This window comes from Fictibacillus solisalsi, assembly GCF_900103485.1.
Classification (GTDB): Bacteria; Bacillota; Bacilli; order Bacillales; family Fictibacillaceae; genus Fictibacillus_C; species Fictibacillus_C solisalsi.
This window is the reverse complement of sequence record NZ_FNHW01000001.1, coordinates 2,363,659-2,383,339: the sequence shown is the minus strand read 5'-3', so window position 1 is coordinate 2,383,339 and position 19,681 is coordinate 2,363,659. Positions and strand designations below refer to the sequence as shown.

General features: G+C 44.7%; 18 protein-coding genes. 7 read left to right on the top strand and 11 right to left on the bottom strand.

What is annotated here, in order from left to right; all coding sequences use genetic code 11:
- Nucleotides 1-275: 275 nt before the first annotated feature.
- On the top strand, nt 276-1,286 hold the full coding sequence (gene mgrA, locus BLT53_RS12190; protein ID WP_090235192.1) for an L-glyceraldehyde 3-phosphate reductase: 1,011 nt from the start codon (nt 276-278) through the stop codon (nt 1,284-1,286).
- Between the two features lie 161 nt (nt 1,287-1,447).
- Here mgrA and BLT53_RS12185 read toward each other — a convergent pair whose 3' ends face one another.
- The 5 genes from BLT53_RS12185 to BLT53_RS12165 all read right to left on the bottom strand — a co-directional run bounded on the left by BLT53_RS12185 (nt 1,448) and on the right by BLT53_RS12165 (nt 7,368).
- A complete protein-coding gene (locus BLT53_RS12185) occupies nt 1,448-1,807 on the bottom strand; it encodes a Na-translocating system protein MpsC family protein (RefSeq protein WP_090235191.1) in 360 nt (119 codons plus the stop codon).
- 13 nt (nt 1,808-1,820) lie between these two features.
- Nucleotides 1,821-2,198: a phosphate-starvation-inducible protein PsiE gene (locus BLT53_RS12180; RefSeq protein WP_342027856.1), complete on the bottom strand. Its 378-nt coding sequence runs from the start codon at nt 2,196-2,198 to the stop codon at nt 1,821-1,823.
- Nucleotides 2,199-2,226: 28 nt separating this feature from the next.
- Entirely contained in the window at nt 2,227-2,706 is a 480-nt protein-coding gene (locus BLT53_RS12175; protein WP_090235189.1) for a helical membrane plugin domain-containing protein, read from the bottom strand.
- Nucleotides 2,706-5,663 carry a formate dehydrogenase subunit alpha gene (fdhF, locus tag BLT53_RS12170; RefSeq protein WP_090235187.1) on the bottom strand — a complete coding sequence of 986 codons (2,958 nt, stop codon included), beginning with the start codon at nt 5,661-5,663 and terminating at the stop codon, nt 2,706-2,708. Before fdhF ends, BLT53_RS12175 begins: the two co-directional genes overlap by 1 nt.
- A 343-nt stretch (nt 5,664-6,006) precedes the next feature.
- Entirely contained in the window at nt 6,007-7,368 is a 1,362-nt protein-coding gene (locus BLT53_RS12165) for an amino acid permease (RefSeq protein WP_090235185.1), read from the bottom strand.
- 206 nt (nt 7,369-7,574) lie between these two features.
- On the opposite strand from BLT53_RS12165, the gene BLT53_RS12160 reads away from it, so the two are divergent.
- The 4 genes from BLT53_RS12160 to BLT53_RS12145 all read left to right on the top strand — a co-directional run bounded on the left by BLT53_RS12160 (nt 7,575) and on the right by BLT53_RS12145 (nt 10,828).
- Nucleotides 7,575-8,801, top strand: coding sequence for a putative glycoside hydrolase (locus tag BLT53_RS12160; RefSeq protein WP_244520401.1), 1,227 nt, complete (start codon nt 7,575-7,577; stop codon nt 8,799-8,801).
- 211 nt (nt 8,802-9,012) lie between these two features.
- The gene (locus BLT53_RS12155; RefSeq protein ID WP_090235184.1) at nt 9,013-9,510 is read left to right on the top strand and encodes a hypothetical protein; all 498 of its coding nucleotides are present in this window, start codon (nt 9,013-9,015) and stop codon (nt 9,508-9,510) included.
- A gap of 71 nt (nt 9,511-9,581) precedes the next feature.
- A complete protein-coding gene (locus tag BLT53_RS12150) occupies nt 9,582-10,070 on the top strand; it encodes a hypothetical protein (protein ID WP_090235182.1) in 489 nt (162 codons plus the stop codon).
- Between the two features lie 194 nt (nt 10,071-10,264).
- Nucleotides 10,265-10,828 carry a glycerol-3-phosphate responsive antiterminator gene (locus tag BLT53_RS12145; RefSeq protein WP_090235181.1) on the top strand — a complete coding sequence of 188 codons (564 nt, stop codon included), beginning with the start codon at nt 10,265-10,267 and terminating at the stop codon, nt 10,826-10,828.
- Between the two features lie 24 nt (nt 10,829-10,852).
- Here the strand turns inward: BLT53_RS12145 and BLT53_RS12140 are convergent, their stop codons facing one another.
- The 3 genes from BLT53_RS12140 to BLT53_RS12130 all read right to left on the bottom strand — a co-directional run bounded on the left by BLT53_RS12140 (nt 10,853) and on the right by BLT53_RS12130 (nt 13,883).
- Nucleotides 10,853-11,641 carry an HAD-IIA family hydrolase gene (locus BLT53_RS12140; protein WP_090235179.1) on the bottom strand — a complete coding sequence of 263 codons (789 nt, stop codon included), beginning with the start codon at nt 11,639-11,641 and terminating at the stop codon, nt 10,853-10,855.
- 117 nt (nt 11,642-11,758) lie between these two features.
- Entirely contained in the window at nt 11,759-12,535 is a 777-nt protein-coding gene (locus BLT53_RS12135; protein WP_090235178.1) for a sugar phosphate isomerase/epimerase family protein, read from the bottom strand.
- A complete protein-coding gene (locus tag BLT53_RS12130) occupies nt 12,519-13,883 on the bottom strand; it encodes an MFS transporter (RefSeq protein WP_090235177.1) in 1,365 nt (454 codons plus the stop codon). The genes BLT53_RS12135 and BLT53_RS12130 overlap by 17 nt, the downstream gene beginning before the upstream one ends.
- Nucleotides 13,884-14,301: 418 nt before the next feature.
- On the opposite strand from BLT53_RS12130, the gene BLT53_RS12125 reads away from it, so the two are divergent.
- Nucleotides 14,302-16,224 carry a lamin tail domain-containing protein gene (locus tag BLT53_RS12125; RefSeq protein WP_170834329.1) on the top strand — a complete coding sequence of 641 codons (1,923 nt, stop codon included), beginning with the start codon at nt 14,302-14,304 and terminating at the stop codon, nt 16,222-16,224.
- A gap of 4 nt (nt 16,225-16,228) precedes the next feature.
- Nucleotides 16,229-16,456, top strand: coding sequence for a hypothetical protein (locus tag BLT53_RS12120; RefSeq protein ID WP_090235174.1), 228 nt, complete (start codon nt 16,229-16,231; stop codon nt 16,454-16,456).
- A 36-nt stretch (nt 16,457-16,492) separates the two neighbouring features.
- On the opposite strand, the gene BLT53_RS12115 is transcribed toward BLT53_RS12120, so the two are convergent.
- The 3 genes from BLT53_RS12115 to BLT53_RS12105 are packed head-to-tail and all read right to left on the bottom strand — an operon-like array spanning nt 16,493 to nt 19,557.
- A complete protein-coding gene (locus tag BLT53_RS12115) occupies nt 16,493-17,794 on the bottom strand; it encodes an ABC transporter substrate-binding protein (RefSeq protein WP_090235173.1) in 1,302 nt (433 codons plus the stop codon).
- A 51-nt stretch (nt 17,795-17,845) separates the two neighbouring features.
- Complete coding sequence (locus BLT53_RS12110) at nt 17,846-18,673, bottom strand: carbohydrate ABC transporter permease (protein WP_090235172.1); 828 nt, start codon at nt 18,671-18,673, stop codon at nt 17,846-17,848.
- On the bottom strand, nt 18,673-19,557 hold the full coding sequence (locus BLT53_RS12105) for a carbohydrate ABC transporter permease (RefSeq protein ID WP_090236856.1): 885 nt from the start codon (nt 19,555-19,557) through the stop codon (nt 18,673-18,675). Before BLT53_RS12105 ends, BLT53_RS12110 begins: the two co-directional genes overlap by 1 nt.
- Nucleotides 19,558-19,681 lie beyond the last annotated feature (124 nt).

Below are 19,681 nucleotides of genomic sequence, written 5' to 3'. Positions count from 1 at the left end.
AGTCTTATAATAGAGATGGAAAGCGCTATCTTATATCCGGATCAAGTTCCCCGATTTGAATAGGTACAAGATTAAGAGAATCATGAAATGAAAGAAGGTGATACAGCCGAGGGTGACTCCCAATACAATACATAGATATGGTTTTGTCTACTAAACCAGCATGATGAAGGGGAACATGACCTCGGGGGGCATAAAAAAGAAGAGGTATTACTGGTATAAAAATGTGGTCCACACAAATGGAGAAGAAATCTAACCATTCAGAGGAGGCTTTTTTAATGGTATACAGTGCAGACAACAATCGTTATGAGACGATGAAATATAACCGGAGCGGCCGTTCAGGCCTTCAGCTCCCCGCCATCTCACTGGGCCTGTGGCATAATTTCGGCGGAGTCGATTCGTATGAAAACGGCCGTGGCATGTTGAGACGGGCATTTGACTTAGGCATCACCCATTTCGATCTGGCAAACAATTATGGCCCTCCAGCCGGTTCAGCAGAGGAAATGTTTGGCAATATCCTGAAAACGGACTTTGCACCCTATCGCGATGAGATGATTATTTCGACCAAAGCCGGTTATTATATGTGGCCAGGGCCATATGGCGAGTGGGGCTCCAAGAAATATTTGACCGCCAGCCTTGATCAGAGCTTGAAGCGGATGGGGCTGGACTATGTGGACATCTTCTATTCTCACCGTCCGGATCCAAACACGCCCCTTGAAGAAACGCTGGCAGCGCTTGATGCGGTTGTCCGCCAGGGAAAAGCGCTTTATGTGGGAATTTCCAGCTACAGCCCGGAACAGACTGAAGAAGCAATCAGAATTCTGAACGACCTTGGAACTCCTCTTTTAATCCATCAGCCGAGCTATTCCATGCTCAACCGCTGGATTGAGGACGGCTTGCAGGATGTACTGGAGGAAAATGGTGTCGGTTCCATCGCCTTCTGTCCACTGGCTCAAGGATTGCTGACACCAAAGTATTTAAACGGTGTTCCAGAAGATTCAAGGGCGGCTAAATCTAGTGGAGCCCTTGATGAAAACAGTGTAACACCAGAGGTTATTGAAAAAGTAAAGCGATTGAACGATATTGCAGCCAATCGTGGCCAAAGCCTTCCACAGATGGCGCTGGCCTGGGTGCTTCGCGGCGGGAAAGTGACTTCTGCACTAATTGGCGCCAGTAAGGTGAGCCAAATCGAAGACAATGTGAAAGCCCTTGATAATCTTGACTTTAGTGATGAAGAACTTCAGCGAATTGATGACATCCTGATGGTGAATAGCTCGGTTCGTTCTTAACAACAAAAAAAGAACTGATACGATGCGGGTATCAGTTCTTTTTTCGTGCTTGATAAGTGGTTGGTTAACATAACCTTGCTTTGGCGGGTGAAACTTGGATAATGGCGGTAAACCGTCTATTTTCGCATGGCATCTGAAATGTCGGGTATTTCACAATACCATCACTCTTTTGAATGCAGCGGCTTATCAAAGACAAAAACGGTCATGGCAATATCAGCTTCAATATCGATATCTGAAAAGATACGAACGATATTGGCGCCCATAAGTTCTTCAAACCTCTGGCGCACGCCTTTGTCGTTGTAGATTTTTTTAACAAATTCAGTCCGCGCTTCATGCACCATTTTTTCGCCATCTTTAGAATTCATCATGAACTTTTCGATATTTGTGAGATTCCCCTTCATTTCACTGACCGCCCATGAACCGATAAAGCGGGTACTGATTTCTTTAGGGCCGTTGCCGACAAATTCTTTTCGAATTTCACGTACAAGCATACTGAATTGATGTTCCATATTTCTGCTCATTGTTTCATCTCCTTTAACCGCCGAAAGGTTTTCCCCTACGCATCATCAGCAGGTAACTGAAAGTGAGCACAAGGATGACAAGCGACAGCCAAAAGTTTTCCTTCGGATTCTGGTTGTTCACGATAATAAACCTTACGCTAGCAGTAATGCCAATATATAAAAGGTAGCTCAGGGGAAAATGATGGCTCTCACTAAAATATTTCACGATCATTGATATAAAGGCAAAGTAGAGGAAGAAAACCAATACTTTTCCCAGTATAACATGCACATTGGTCTGTTGATGCAGGGCGTCGCTGATGATATAGAAAAGCTCGCGGAACAGAAAAAACAGCAAAGCGAAAGCCAGCAGGACAAGAGAAAGATTTAACAGATATTGAAACCCTTTACTCAATGTTTTCCATCCCATTATGTGTCTCATATTATTCTTTCAAACCTTCTCCAACGCCTTTTAAAAGGTTAAGTCCAAAGCCTATGGCCCGGTTGATGTCAGGATCCTTCAGTGCCTTCATCAAATCAAAAACGCCTACCTTTTCTTTGGCCTGCAGTCCTTTTTCCGCTTTGTCCAGTCCGTTGCCCATGGCACCCATTAGTTTTTTGGTCATATCCGGATTGGTATCTGACAAAGCACCAGCTGCGGCCATCATGTTGTTGATGGCATTGGTAATTTGCGGGCGGAGCAACTGCTCTACAGCAATGCCCGCCACTTTTTCTTTTGCTTCAACAAGACCGTTTACCGATCCAAGAATCCCACTTTCGTGCAATTCATTGAACAGCTTGATCATTTCTCTGATTCCTTCTGCGCTTTTTGCCAAATCTGTCAGAATCGCTTCCAGACTTTGTTCCTGCAGTTCTTTTTCCGTACGGGCAGGATGTACAATTTTCGTAATCGGCTGTGCCATTATCTCTGACCTCCTACAGGTATATTGACATCGGCAATCGGTTCATAATCAGCACGTGCCCATTTGCGTTCAACCTGAACACCGGCTTGCGGATTTCGCTCCGCATAACGCGGATTGTACATAGGAAGCGGAGTCCGCCCTTTGACGTTAATCACTTCCATACGCACCTTCGTCTGTTTGTAGGCTGGAGTCTGGGTCCTGACATCACCGACACTGCCGGTCAGAATGTTAATGGCATTTTCGTGGCTGACGGAATGCATCGGCACATATAATTCGTTGCCTTGTACCCGGTCGGTTACGATGGAGCGCAGTTTAATGAATCCGTATGGCGATATCAAACGGACAGTGGACCCGTCCTGCACGCCGCGTTCTCGTGCGAGCTCAGGTGAAACCTCTACAAATACTTCCGGGAGCTTGTATTGAATACCCTTGGATTTATTGGTCATGTTTCCTTCATGGAAATGTTCGAGCAGGCGGCCGTTGTTCAAAGTTAAATCAAATTCTTTTTCATAATCAACCGGCTGAACATAATCGACAAGAGAAAATCTGGCCTTGTTGTCCGGGAAGTTGAAGCGCTCGGTATAGAGAAGAGGCTCATCGCTGCCATCCTTTTGAACCGGCCAGATGAGGCTGTCCCATCCTTCGAGGCGATCATACGAAACTCCGGCAAAGATCGGAGCCAGACTTGCGATTTCATCCATGATTTCACTCGGGTGAGAATAGTTCCAGTCAGCTCCCATTGCTTTGGCGACCTGCTGAATGATCCACCAGTCCGGCTTGGATTTTTCCAACGGTTCAAGTGCCTGGTACAGTCGCTGAACCCGGCGTTCGGTGTTTGTAAAGGTTCCATCTTTTTCAAGAGACGGTGAAGCTGGAAGAACCACATCCGCAAATTGGGCCGTTTTTGTAAAAAATACATCCTGCACGACAAAAAAGTCGAGCTTGCCAAGCATTTCATGAACATGATTGGAGTTCGAATCCACCCACGCCATGTCTTCACCCATAAGGTACATGGCTTTCAACCGGCCTTTTTCCACTTCCTGAAGCATTTCAATGTTAGTGAGACCGGCCTCGGGAGAAATGGAGACACCGTAGGCTTCTTCAAAAACGGCACGTGCCGCAGCATCTGTCAGTCTTTGATTGCCTGGAAGCCATTGCGGGAGTGTACCCATGTCACAGGAACCCTGAACATTATTGTGCCCGCGCAATGGATAGGCACCTGCACCGGGCCGTCCAAAGTTTCCGGTTGCCAAAAGAAGGTTGGCAATCGCTGCTGAAGTATGAGAGCCGGCAATGTTTTGAGTGACACCCATTCCCCAAAGGACACATGTGCCGTCTGCTTCATGAATGATTTTGGCTGCTTCCATGAGCTGCTCTTTGGATAAGCCGGTGACTTCCTCCGCATAATCGAGAGTATACTTTTCAAGCACTGCCAAATATTCGTCATACTGGTTGACCCGCTCTCGGATAAACGCTTCGTCATGCCATCCCTGGTCGATGATGTATTTGGTTACTGCTGCCAGCCATACGAGGTCGGAACCTTGTTTTGGGTGAAGATATAAATCAGAACGGTCTGCCATTTCATGCTTGCGAAGATCAGAAACGATCAGCTTTTGCCCGTTCAATTTTTTCGCTCGTTTGACGCGGGTGGCCAAAACTGGGTGTCCCTCCGTTGGATTTGCACCGATAATGATAACCAGTCCGGCGCATTCTATATCTTTAATGGTACCGGAATCACCGCCATAACCGACTGTGGAAAGCAATCCGTCGGTCGCAGGAGACTGGCAGTAGCGTGAGCAGTTGTCCACATTGTTGGTTTCAAAGATTTGACGTGCCAGCTTTTGCATCAAATAAGCTTCTTCATTGGTTGTTTTCGAAGAACTGACAAATCCAAAGGCATTGCCGCCATACTGCTGTTTAATGCTGCCCATTTTTTCCCCAATTACTGAGAGTGCTTCCTCCCATGTCGCTGTGACAAATTCATCGCCTTTACGGATGAGCGGGTGAGTCAGGCGCTGGTCGCTGTTCACGAAATCCCAGCCGAATTTACCTTTAATACATGTGGAGATACTGTTAACAGGGGCATCCTCCGTTGGTTCAATTTTTAAAATTTTTCTTCCTTTTGTCCATACTTCAAACGAACAACCTACGCCGCAGAAGGTACAGACCGTTTTGGTTTTTTTCGTACGTGTTTCCCTCATTGCAGCTTCCACTTCAGAAATGGCAAAGATACTTCCATAGCCCGGTTCTACTTCTTTAATTAAGTCGACCATCGGGTTGAGCAGGTCCTGTTTGATTCCGGTCATAAAGCCCGCTTCTCCAAGCATGGATTTTTCCATCAAGGCATTGCAAGGGCAGACAGTGGCACACTGGCCACAAGAAACACAGGAAGATTCATTGATCGATGTGTCATTATCCCAGATAACGCGTGGCATGTTGCGCTCCCAATCAATGGTCAGTGTTTCATTAACCTGCAGGTCCTGGCAGACTTCCACGCATTTTCCGCAAAGGATGCACTGGTTGGGGTCATAGCGGTAAAAAGGGTGGGACATATCCACCTCATAACCTTTTTCACGGAATGGGCGTTCCTGATGTTCGACCTCGAGCAATTCAGCGGTGTTATGGACCTTGCAGTTGCCATTGTTGTTGTCGCATACGGTACAGTAGAGAAGGTGATTCTCCAAGATACGGTCCATCGCCTCATTCTGCGCTTCTTTTGCTGCAGGTGAAGAGGTGAGAATGTTCATCCCTTCTTTTATTTCGGTGGAGCAGGCTCTCATTACTTTTCCATCAATCTCGCACATGCATGTATCACATGTCTGGATCGGTCCAAGCGTTTCCGTATAACAAATATGAGGATGCTCTACTCCCTGCTGCAAAAGGTGATCGAGTACCCTTGTTCCTTCTTTGACTTGCTGTGTTACACCGTTGATCTGTACGGTTAACGTATTTTCCACTCTAATTTCCTCCTTAAAACTAAAAAAACCCACTATAAAACAATCTGTGCCGATTGACACAAATTCCTTTACAGTGGGTTAATAGCTAAGCATTATTTATACCAGCAATCCATCCCGCTATGTGATTTGCACGCCATGAACTTCTGGCAGCTGATCGTTACCAAAGAACAATGAACGTTTCCTTTTTCGATTATACCACTTTCATGCAATCGGGTAAATTTACTTTTTAATGGCCTGGTCCAGGAGCTCAAAGGGAAAGTGAAAATTTTCCTGTTCATATGTATCTAGCATTAGATTAGCATCAAAAAGGGAACTGACGGGTTAATGTCAGTTCCTCCATTTTTCAGGAAGCGCTGGGCTTGTTTCGTTTGGTTAACAGGTAAGCAACGAACAGGATGATAAACCAGACAGGAGTGACAAACAAGGCGATCCGGGTATCTTTTGCAAACCCGAGCACCACTACAACAAAGGCAAAGAACAAAAGGACTATCCAATTGATAAAGGGAGCGAGCGGCATTTTGAACTTGCTTTTTGCTGCCTCTTCGGGTTTTTGCTTTCTGAAACGAAGATGAGCGATCAGAATAATGCCCCATACCCAGATAAAACAGATGGTCGCAATGCTCGTAACCAGGGTAAAAACATCTTCCGGCAATAAGTAGTTAAGCAGTACGCCAAATGACAGGAAAAAGGTAGATACAATCAGTGCAGCAGCCGGTACTTTTTTATCGTTCAGGGAAGCCAGGCGCTTCGGTGCCTTTCCTTCATTGGCCAGTGTATACAACATTCGCCCTGTACTGAATAAGCCGCTGTTGCAGGATGACATGGCAGAAGTAATAACCACAAAGTTAATGACACCACCTGCAGCTGGTATTCCAATCAGCGAGAAGACCGAAACAAATGGACTGCTCGACGGGTTGATTTTATCCCAAGGATAGATCGACATGATCACAATCAGGGATCCGATATAAAAGAGAAGGATCCGGGCCGGAATATTGTTGATCGCGCTAGGCAGCGTGGTATCCGGATCCTGTGCTTCACCGGCAGTGACCCCAACAAGTTCAACTCCGACAAATGCAAAAAGGGCCATCTGAAAGGCCAGAACAAAACCTGAAGCGCCATTTGGGAAAAATCCGCCATGACTGACAAGATTGGAAAAGGAAGCCTGTGTTCCATGGCTTTCATGTCCCATGACGATGAGTACAATACCGATCACAATCAATGCAATAATGGTGATGATTTTAATAATGGCAAACCAAAACTCGATTTCTCCAAACGCTTTGACCGCCGACATATTGATCAGCAGTAAGATGAGAACCACAGCAAGTGCTGTCAGCCATTGAGGAATGGAAGGAAACCAATACTTTACGTACACACCAACCGCTGTAATTTCTGCCATACCGGTCACAATCCAGCAGAACCAATACGTCCAGCCTGTAATAAAACCAGCCCAGGGACCGATAAAGGATTCGGCAAAGTGTGTAAAGGAACCCGATGTCGGATTATACAGCAGCATTTCACCCAATGCGCGCATCATGAAGAAAAGCATGATGCCAATCATCGCGTAGTTGATCATGATGGACGGGCCTGTCAGATGAATGGACTTGCCTGCACCCAAAAACAGACCAGTGCCAATGGCACCGCCTATGGCTATTAATTGGATGTGCCGGTTTTTCAAACCGCGGTGCAACTCTTCTTCCTTTTTCATAGATACACCAACCTTTTCAACATGATCTCTGGAAAAATTATTTTCTGCTTTTATTGTCCTTATTTCCCTTTACTATTCCCTTGCAAAACCAATTGTATAACGGTTAATCATGAAAAAAGAGGGTATAGACACAACGTAATGCCAAACGTTGTTCGAAGACTTTAATGGAAGTCTTGCAAGATAACGACATCACAGGAGGGTTTTGGATGAGAAAACTATGGTCGAGTATTTCGCTGGCAAGCGTGCTTTTGTTTGGAGGGATTGCCGGCTGCAATGCACAAGATGCAGCAGGAGATGAGACAAACAAGCAACCGGCTAAGGAAAAAGAAGACAAGAAAGCAGACCAGGAAAAATCAGCACAAGGAAAAAAAGAGGAGGAGAAAAAACAAGCCGAAGCACCAAAACCAAAGCCTGCTCCCAAGCCAAAGGACATGACGGTTAAAGGCGTATACGTATCAGGTGCTGCAGCAGGCATGAACAGCAAGTTCAATGAGCTGATCAAGCTGGTGGACGACACGGAACTCAATTCACTTGTAGTAGATGTAAAAGGGGATAGCGGTGAAATTACATACGATTCAAACGTTAAAGAAGTAAATTCATATGGTTCTGATCAACATCCGCCAATTAAAAACATGAAGCAGCGGCTAAAGGTCATGAAAGACAAAGATATATATACCATTGCCAGGGTGGTTACCTTTAAAGACCCATACATGGCCAAAAAGAAGCCGGCATTCGCCATGAAGAAGAAAAGCGGCGGATTGTATTACAATGACGGCATTCCTTGGGTTGACCCGTATAAAGAACAGTACTGGAAGTATGTCACATCTGTTGCAAAGGAAGCCGCCAAACTCGGGTTTGATGAGATTCAGTTCGATTATGTCCGCTTTCCGGATAACGGAGCAAAGGTTGACCGGGAAGTGAAATTCGATAACCCGAACAAGAAGTCAAAAGCGCAGAACATCCACGACTTTCTCACCTATGCCAAAAAAGAACTGAAGCCTTATGGAGTCAATGTGTCTGCCGATGTGTTTGGGGTTTCGACAAGCGCGAAAGGAGATACGGGAATTGGACAGCAGTGGGAGTCTTTGACACAGGCTGTCGATATCTTGAGCCCGATGACATATCCATCTCATTACGGACCAGGGGACTATGGCATCAAAGTTCCTGATGCAGAGCCCTACAAATTAATCAAGAGCGCCCTTCAGCCCGCGGTCCAAAGGGACAAAGTACTGGAAAAACAAAAGAAGCATGCAGCAAAAATCAGGCCGTGGTATCAGGATTTTACAGCGACCTGGGTGGATGGCCATATTACATATGGCTCTCAGCAAGTTAAAGATCAAATCCGCGCCGGTAAAGAATTGGGCATTGACGGCTATTTACTATGGAACGCGAAGAATGAATATACTAAAGAAGCGCTTCAGCCAAAAAAATAGAAACTTACTGTGAAACAGAACAGCCGATAGGTGGCTGTTCTGTTTCTTTACTGTTGGGTACTTATAAGCTTACATACATAATTATGCAAATTTATAAATTTTTTCATTTTTATAGGTAATAAATACTAGAAAAGAGTATTGCGACTGTGATAAATTACTTGTGGTGATGTGTAAAAAGTCCCATTTGTTTTGGTGTAGAGGAGGAAGCCTTTTGGAAAGCTTAAAAGAAAAGCGGAGAAAAGAACGGCAAAGAACGTTGAAAACAAGACTCCTTATTATTCTTTCATTTCTCATTCTCTCGGGATGCGGAACATTCGCCTATGCCGAGAGTAGTAGCATAAAAGATTACCTTTCCAATCAGTCCCAGCAAATTCTCGGTCAACTTTTGGCCCGGCTGCAACCCGAAATGAAACAAGTGATTGAAGAATCTTCCACAGACGTGCAACAAACGGTACAAAATGAATCGATAGCGATGAATCAAGAGATGTCTGCCTATGCAAATTTGGAGCTTGAGCGCTACAAAAAAGAAGTAAAGAAATATGAGGAACAAAAAAAGCAATCTATTAAAAGAAAAAGAATACGAAGTGAAGCAAAAGCGAAGCAGGCAATTAGGCAATCCACCAATGAAAAAATAGAAGAAGCACAAAAGCAAATCGATCAAGCTGCAGATGCAGTGGCCGCCGGACAAATACAGAAAAGCGGCCAATAAATACAGGAATAGAGTACAGATGTACTTTTTCTATACATCGACGTGGCGGAAGCCGGAAGGAGAATCTAGAAATGTCAGTCAAAAAGAAAGCAGCAGCAGCAGTTATCGGACTCACGGTAACTGGGGCTTTGTTTGCAGGAGCGGCCTCTGACAGCTTTGTGGATCATGTAAAGGCGGGGGTAGCCCCGCTGATTGGGAAAGTGGCGGCATGGGCAGGGTATCAAGTGGCAGATAACGCCGAAAAGAAGGAAGATGAAGTGAACGCCCACGTGAAAAGCGAATATCAGAGAGGAAAGACGGAAGTAGGCAATGCGTACAGTAAAACGGTGGCGGATGGCAATGCACAAATCAACAGCTATGCCGAGGAATACAAAAAGGCCATTACGGCTGCGACCAACGAAAATACCGCTCTAGCAAAATCGAGTATCCAGGAAAAGGTAACCAAAGAGGTATCGGACGCCAAGTTGGAGATTGATTCAGATGCAAAAGCAACCGTTGACCAGCTCATTCGGGAAACCAATTCATCCATTCCAGCTCCCCCGACTTCGCCGGAACGTTAATGATATAACAGGAGACAGGCAACAGCCTCTCCTTTGTTTATCCGAACTGTTAATCGAGCAATAAAAGAAGTGCCGGCTTCCCCCGGCACTTCTTTTGTTACTTTAGGAGTGCTTCTAAAAACAAGGAAAAAGGTATGGTCCTATCGAATACCTCGTAAATGTACCTAAAACTTGCATAAGGAGCTGCACTTCACATGAATATTGTTGACCTTGTTCAGTCACAAGTGATCGCGTCTGTAAAAGAAGAGGACGATATTGAGAAAGCGATAAACAGCACATCCAATATCGTTTTTCTGTTAACCGGTAATCTATTGAACATGACAGAGCACCTGCACCGGTTGAAATGTGCTCAGAAAAGTGTTTTCATACATATTGATTTTATTGAAGGCCTGTCCAATACGAAAAGCGCCATTAAGTATATCGCTAAAAAGTGGAAGCCCGCAGGCATTATTACCACAAAAAGTTCCTTGATTAAATTTGCAAAGGAAGAGAAATTAATGGTTATTCAACGTATGTTTCTTATCGACCATACGGCCTTAAAAAAGGGAATCAGCATTTGTGAGACGTTTGCCCCGGATGCCATTGAAGTCTTGCCCGGGCTGATGCCTAATATTATTGATCACCTCACCCATCGGATCAACCTGCCCATCATTGCAGGTGGCCTCATAAGCTCCAAGGAGGATATTGTTAAAGGACTGGAAGCAGGGGCGCTTGCCATGTCCACCGGGGATCCTGGGCTTTGGAACTTTGATATATAAAAAAGGGGAACCGGGTTCCCCTTTTTAACTGATTTGTAATTGATGGATGTCTTTCATGCTTGGAAGTACATAAGAAGGCTTATGAATGGAGGTTTTGACCATCTCTTCCGTGGTGATGCCTGACATGACCAGCACTGTCTGAATGCCATGGTCAATGCCCATTCGTATATCCGTTTCCAGACGGTCTCCGACAATATAGCAATCTTCGGGTGACAACTTTAAGATTTCTCTGATCACAATATCGGCTGCAAGTTTGGAGGGTTTTCCCATAATATAGTCAACAGGCTGACCGGTTGTTCCTTCAAAAGCACCAATGATGGACCCGCAATCAGGAAGCTGTCCGTCCATCATCGGACACGTCCGGTCAGGATTTGTGGCGATAATCATCGCGTTATTGGCAGCCCATGCCTGGTAGGCATCATTCAGCTTGCGGTAATTAAATTGCCGGTCCCATCCCAAAACCACATAGTTGGCCTCGCGCGGAACAGCGGTCAACCGGATTCCTTCATTTTGCAGTTCCTCGAATAAAGCAGCCTCTCCAATCACGTACACAGCTTCTTCCGGTGCCATTTTTTGTTTTAAGAACATAGCTGTAATGTAATTCGAATTAATGACATCTTCAATGGATGCATCAATTCCCAATCCCCGAAGTTTTTTTACATAATCTTTCCGTGTGGCTATGGATTTATTGGTAAAGAAGACCACCTTGTGACCGCACTGCCGTAAATAGTCGATGGATTCCTTAACACCCTCCAGGATTTTTTCCTCCACATAGACGGTCCCATCCAAATCCAATATAAAACCTTTTGCCATTGTGATACCTCCGATACGTATGAGCTAATGATGCAAAACCCCCAGCTAAAGAAGCCTCCTATTGAGTAAAGGCAAAATAGCTGGGGGTTCTCTTCATCTCTTCCCTGCGATAGTGTATTACGTCAAGACTGACTTGGTGTTTGACTGATGATCAATGATTTGCTGAAGCGAGTATTTGTATGGGTTGATTTCATAGATTATCGGCCCGCTAAATTGGCAGTTGGTTAAATGCTCCCCTGCGTTTTTTGTAAATTGGTTGCCGTCACCCGGGAGTAAATGAAGGTCTGTTTTTCCATCATTCTCTGATAGGTGGAGAGCCCCAAGACAGGCGCCGAGCCGGTCGACCGCTTCTTTCAATTCATTGCCCATAAGATTCAGATGGCCTGTATCCAGGCAAGCCTTGACCTGTGTGTTTTTTATGAGATCAACCCATTCATCCAGGCTGGAAGCAACCTGATGACAATAGTTCAAATGATCGGGGATCAAATTCTCCAGCAGAAGGTCAATTCCATACGGTTTTGCTACCTCATCCAGCCGCAGGATCCGTTCCGCCACCCTTTCTAAGCATTCATGCTTTTCTTCAGAAAACCAGGCATATCCGCCATGAAAGGTAGCATGTGTCCCTCCGTAGTCAGCGAGCCTTTTGATCCAATCCGTTAAAATAGAAAATGTACGTTCATAGACTACTGAATCGGGAGTAGCCAAATTCAGATCATGAAAGGGGAGGTGCAGTCCCACGTTGAAACCGGATCGATGCGCAAATTCCAGATAGTCTGCTGCTTTCCTCTGTTCTGCCAGGACTTCAATGCCTGTGAACCTGGCTTCTTTTAGACGTTCAAAGTCACTCAAACCAGCATCCAATCCAAGTGACCAGCTGTTAAGCCATTTCTCCATGATTCTCTCCTTTCAATGTTGTTCCTGGACTTACGTTTAATTCGTTGTTGAGCTCCTCCAGGTTTTTGCCTTTTGTTTCCGGGGCCAACAATACAGAAACAAGCAGGCCGGCCATGCTGATTACCGCGAAGAACCAAAGTGCTTTGGAATTTCCCCATGCGGCGACAAGATTCGGAAATACAAGGATTCCGAGAATGGAACCGATACGGCTTACCCCGGTAGCCAGACCTGAAGCACTTGCCCGGATACTGGTTGGGAACAGTTCCGTCGGGTAGACAAAGTTCAGGATGCCTCCACCCATATTGGCAAACAGAACAGCTAAACTAAAAAGAATAACTAAAAAGGCCATGGTAGGATGGGGATTTAATGCGAGAATGATTAACGCGATGGATAATCCCGTAAATGATGTAATAATAAGCGGCCGTCTGCCGATTCTTTCAACCAGATTCAATCCGACAATGGCTCCAAGCAAGCCCAGTACACTCACCGTCAGGGAACCTGTATATACCATCATTTGTGAACCATTGGTAAACGGTTTTAAGATCGTTGGTGTATACATGGAAATTCCATAGTACGCGACCGCATAACAGAACCAGAAACCGCAAACGAAGAACGTTCGTCTGAAAAGAGATTTTGAAAAAAGAGCTCCGACCTTTTGCTTTGGTGCTGCATCCGGCTTGATGATAACTTTTTGCCCTGTGATCTTCAGCATGATTTCTTCCGCTTCTTTTTCACGTCCTCTTGAGGCAAGCCATCTCGGTGACTCGGGGAGTGTAACCCTGAAAAAGAAAACAATAAGAGCAAATACAGCACCGACCAGCAGCATGTATCTCCACGCACTCGGACCAAGAGGAAGCATCAGCATTCCGATAAGGTAGGCGGTTACCGCTCCGACGAACCACATGGCACCAAGTGAAGTACTATGTTTGCCGCGGCTTTTGGTGGAACTGAATTCAGACACAAGGGTGGCAGAGATCGGATAGTCAGCTCCGATACCAATCCCAAGTAAGAAGCGGAACAGAATGAGCTGCCACGGGGCTTGTGCGAAAGCAGTTAAGGCAGCAAAGACGACAAATGCGACCAAATCAACCACATACATCGCTTTTCTTCCGTATTTGTCTGTTAAATTTCCGAGCCATAAAGCACCGATTAACGAGCCAATGACTGCAGACGAAGTAATTAGCCCCTGAAGACCAGGAGTGATTTCCCACTGGCTTAAAATGAGCGGCATGGCTACGGCAATGACGGTTAAGTCAAAACCATCAAGAAACGTACCGGCAGCCGACAGCAGGGTGACCTTCCTTTGAAAGCGCTTTAGTTTTGGAGAATCCAAATGCTCAAAGCTCATTACTTTTTCCCCCTTTTTCTGTGTAACATTATGGAAAAGAACAAATAAAAGCCATAGCCAAAAAAACATGTACCATGTTTTTAATGACTATGGCTTCTCTTCATCTCCGGCCATAAAGCTACATTAAATTTTTTGGATTGCTAAATCATTTATACAATATTCAAATAAGTCTGTCAACGTAATTTTCGAGGGCATTTAAATCATAGGCTTAAACAATTTTCTATTGTAAAACGTTTAACATCTAGGTATGATTATGAATAATCAGATAACGAGTTTAATATCCGTATGGGTAGAGATATGGGAGAACCCTGTGAACAGATGTGTACTGCAAAATGAGCAGCACACCATTTGGTCATGGGGTTTTTCGTGTGGTCGGAGGTGGTTATCTGGTGGGAAAAAATTTCGAGGAGGAAAAGGAATGAGAGGCAGGAAGTGGCTGATTGGTATGATGGCATGTGCTATAGGTTTGGGTACGGATTTAAGATTAAACACGATTAAACCGGCAGCGGCTGAAAGTGCGATTCCCCGTTTGCTGATCACAGAGGTCGTTCCGGACACGGACAATTATGCAGGATTTGATGCGTTCGAGTACATTGAAATCTATAATAACAGCGATCAGGAGATCAATCTTCAAGGCTATCATATTGCGTCCAGCAACTGGAATGCGGCAATCGAGAATCCGATTAAAATCGCTCCGTGGGATACCGTCCTGTTTTGGCCAAGAAGGCAGGAAGTCCAGTCTATGACATTGGAAGGATTTAACCACCTTTACTTTTCCTCATATTCAAGTAAATACATACAACAAGATCATATACAACCAATTGAAAATGTGGGCGGTCTGGTAAACAGTAACAACCAGACGGTTTCCGTTTACGATCCGGGTGGAAAAGAGATCGTAAAAGCGAAGTATACCGGAAGCCAGGTAAGTGCAAACAAGTCCATTACGTTCGGCTTTCCGACAGACAGCAGCACTACGATGAAAACCTTGGCAGGAAGCCAATCGCCTACACCTGGCTGGGTGGTATCAGGGCAAAGCCCGGCAAGACCAAAACTGGATGATGCGGCACCAGCTGTTCCAGCAGGTATTCAGGCACAGGCAGGAAACGGTGAAATCAATTTAACCTGGAATCCCAATAGAGAAACGGACCTCTATCGTTATAACATCTACAAAAACGGCACTCTCGAATATTCGGTTGATCCGTCAAAAAATTCATTCCGCATGTCTGCACTGATTGGCCATCTCAATTATGATCTCCAGATCACGGCTGAAGATACTTCGGGAAATGAATCACCGAAATCTCCCGTATTGCGCGTTCAGCCCGATCATCAGCTGATCACGCAAACCGAAAGATCATCAAACGACAGAAATCCCGCGTATCAAACACTATGGGATATATCCAAGGATGGCCCTGTTATCCCCGGACTGGCAGAAGACCTCGTTCCTCAAGGAATTGGTTATTATAAGAAAAAGAACTGGTTGTTTACCATCAATTATTTGGATGATGGCCGACCAGGGACACTTTGTGTGGTAGATGCCACAACTGAAAAACTAGTAAAATCATTGGTGCTGTACAATCAGGATGGGACACCTTACACCGGACACGCAGGGGGTGTTACCGTAAGTATGGACCATGTATGGATATCCTCCGAAGAATCCCTATTTACATTGGATGTTAACGACATTGTCTCCGCAGAAAATAATGATGAGCTTACGTTCACAAACGAGATCCCGGTACCCGTAGAGGCGGCTTATGATGTTTATGATGATGACAAAAAAGTTCTGTGGGTCGGTGAGTTTTATGAGCCAAATGCCTATCCTACCGATCCTTCTCATCATCTCGTAAACCGGGCCGGTGAAATGCAGTATGCGTGGATGGTAGGATACCAGCTAAGACCGAATAACGATATGCTGACTCGCGAGCAGTGGGATCCTGCAGGCAATGAGCCCGCAAAACCAGACTATGTTTTTTCCACTATTGGAAAGGTACAGGGAGCAATCGTCCAGAAGAAGGGAATTTCTCTGGTAACGTCTTACGGTCGGGCGAATGACAGTGTTCTGTATCGATATAATGATCCGATGAAAGAAGAACCGCATGAATATGTAACCATTGGGGGGAAAGAAGTGCCTCTTTGGTTCCTTGACGGGGAAAATGCAAAGCCGGTTAAGAGTATTACGGCCATTCCTATGAAAGAGGGAGCTGTACTCGTAAAAAGTGATCTGTATGTGTCTTTTGAATCCGGCGCTAACAAATATCGGTATACAGGTTCTTATCCAAGAGACCGGATGCTTAAGATTGATATGAAAACCTTAATGAAGGATGACAGGAATACGGAAAAATAAGAGGATGACCAGCTGTCTGTTAAAAGGCAGCTGGTTTTTGTTTTACTCAAACAAAAACAAACAGCTGGTATCCGGCCTTTTTCTAACGGCGGGTTACTCACCGGAAATCATGGACCAGGGCAAAACCGTGGGTTATCAAGTGTTTGGCCGGATTTCTTTTTTCATCGGAACGTTATTAATTGCTATGCTTGCCTTTTTTTTGTCTGAAAAAATTACCAGAATCAATAAGTAAACCCCTGAAGCTCAGCTTCAGGGGTTTTGTGTTCTATTATTTCTTTAATTTATTCCATGTTGCATCAAGAGCTTCCAATGTTTCTTTTTCGGATTTTTTCTTGCCAACATAGGCTTGAAGAGCAGATCCAAACTCTTGGCCAGCACCATCAGGGTATTTCATGAACTGCCAAGTATAGGTTTTTCCTTCTTTGGAGTACTTCTGGATTTCGGCACCAAGTGGTCCGATATCTTCTGCTTTTGCGTCAATGTTCTTGAAGGCAGGGATGTATTTGAATTCCTTCGTCAACGCTTCTTTTCCTTCTTTAGAGGACACCATCCAGTTCAAGAAGTCTTTTGCTGCTTTTTTATCGGCCTCAGGCGCTTTGTTGTATACGACCCAGTTACTAGGTACATCTGCCATAAGCTTATCTGCTTCTTTTTCATTGTTGTTCAGTGCCATTGGGATAAAACCAACATCCATGTTCGGTGTGATTTTGTCGATCATCGGCTGAATCCAGTTTCCTTGCTGGATCATCGCTGCATCACCGCTGGCAAATAGCGTGACTTGTGTGTTGTAGTCAGTAGTTAACGGGTTCTTGTTGCCATATTTAATCGTCAGGTCAAGCAATTTGAAATAATCGTCAAAGTATTTACTGTCTGCGATTTTTGATTTACCTTCGTTCAAACCATTGATAAAGTTCTTGTCAGCACTTTCCTGATACGCCAATGGAACATTCAAGCCGTGGTTTGCAAGCACCCACCACTCGCCATAACCCACTGAGAAAGGTGTGATGCCTTTGGCTTTTAATTTTTTTGCTGCCGCTTCCAGCTCAGAGAATGTAGTAGGCAGCTTGGTGATTCCTGCTTTTTTGAATAATTCCTTGTTGTATGCAAATCCGTAGCCTTCGAGGTTTACCGGCTGGCCAAGAACTTTTCCATCCAGTGTCATTGGCTTTAATGCATTAGGATATGCATTTTTTACCCATGGCTGATCGGAAAGGTCCTCCAGTTTGTCTTTCCATGTGACGGCATCCTGATAACCAGAGCTGGTGAAAATATCAGGCGCTTTGTTGGAAGCAAATTTCGCTTTAAGAGCTGCACCACCATCTGCACCGCCGCCTACGGTTTCGATGTTAAAGGTTACGTTAGGATGTTCTTTTGTATACTGATCGGTCAATGCTTTAAGCTGGTCGGCAATTTCCACTTTTCCCTGGAACATATCAATGACGACTTTGTCGCCCTTGCTTCCGCTTGTTTTATCTCCTGATGCGCCGTCACTTGAACAAGCTGCTGTAAAAAGAAGTGATGCGGAAAGGACACCTGCTGCTAATGAAAACTTCTTCATGTTTTTAACCATGATTTTACCCTCCTGAAAATGGTTCATTTATAGTTTGATATAAGAATAACCTTATTTGATGGAACCGCTGGTAATGCCTTTAATAATGTGCCTCTGCATAGAGAAGAAGAAGATAAGCAAAGGAATGATACCCAGGATCAAAGCGGCTAGTGCAAGATCCCATTGCTTCGTATACTGTCCAAAGAAGAAGAACGTAGCGAGTGGTACCGTTCGTAATTCCGGATTTTGCAGAACGAGTGACGGAAGCAAGAAGTCATTCCAAATCCACAGGCTGTTCAGAATTACAATGGTTACTGTAATCGGTTTTAGCAGCGGGAACACAATTCTCCAGAATACTCCGAACCGGGAACACCCATCGATAATTGCAGCTTCTTCCAGTTCTTTTGGAATTCCTTTAATAAAGCCGTGGTACAGGAAGATCGTCATCCCTGATCCAAATCCAAGATACATGATGACCAGTCCCCAGATGCTGTTGAGAAGGCCGAATGTTCCGGCCGTTTTGATCAAGGGAATCATAATGGACTGAAACGGAATGATCATGGCTGCAACGAACATCATGAAAATGATATTGCTGATTTTCTTTTTGGTCCGGACCAACATGTAGGCGGCCATGGAACAGAACACTACAAGAACAACGTTGCTGGCGACCGTAATGATCAGTGAGTTTGAAAATACTTTCAGGTAGTTCAGCTTTTCAAATGCGTTTACATAGTTCTCAAATTGAAAGACCTTGGGAAGCGCCGAAGTATTGGTCAGGATTTCGGCGAACGGCTTCAGAGAATTTGAGATTACGTAATAGAAAGGAACCAGAAAGAGCAGGCCAAGCAGAATCGCAAGGATTTCAACAATGAATGTTTTGCCCGTATATTTATTTTCCATCACGATTCAACCTCCTTTTTCTTCGTGTACATAACCTGTATGACCGTAATGGCTGCAACAACGATGAAGAAGATCAACGCTTTTGCTTCACCAATTCCGTAACGGTTGTTGACAAAGGCTTCTGTGTAAATGTTCAGTGCCAGCATTTCGGTTGATTTGAACGGACCGCCATTCGTCAGGGACAGGTTGGCATCAAAGATTTTGAACGATGATGCAGTGGTTAAAAATAAACAAATGGTTACCGCTGGTGCTACCATCGGGATGGTAATATGGCGAAGGATCTGCCATCGGTTGGCACCATCGATACGAGCAGCTTCCACTATTTCCTGAGGAACATTTTGCAGAGCGGCAATATAGATGATCATAATGTAGCCGGCTCCCTGCCATACACTGACAATTACGATTCCCCAAAACGCCGTTTTTGCGTCTCCAAGCCAGGCCATTTCAAAAAGTGGAATACCTGTGATTTGCCCGATGGATGCAAACCCTTTGACGAAAATAAACTGCCAGATGAAGCCTAAAAGCAATCCGCCGATTAAGTTCGGCATGAAGAATACGGTACGCAGAATGTTTCTTGTCTTAAGCATTTGTGTGACCAGAATGGCAAGCGCAAATCCAATCACATTGGTAAGTATAATGGCAACGACTGTGTATTTAGCGGTTAGCAGAAACGAAGCCTGAAATTGCTTGTCTTCCGTGAATAAGTATTTGAAGTTATCGAATCCGACCCAATTGATATTCCCTGTTACTCCGTTCCAATCGGTGAAGGCGTAATAGATCCCTGTAAAGAAAGGGATTAAAACGATTATTGTAAACGCTAACAGAACAGGGCCAACAAAAAGAGTGAATAATCCTGCATCTTTCCATTTTTTCTTGGAAGCCATGGAAACAGGCTTTGATACATTGGTGTTTTTTTGTAAGGCACCACCTTGAAGATTTGTAGCTTTCGTCTGACTATTCACATAAAGCACCTCCCGTACCTCTTATTTTAGGGATTCTGGAAATTTA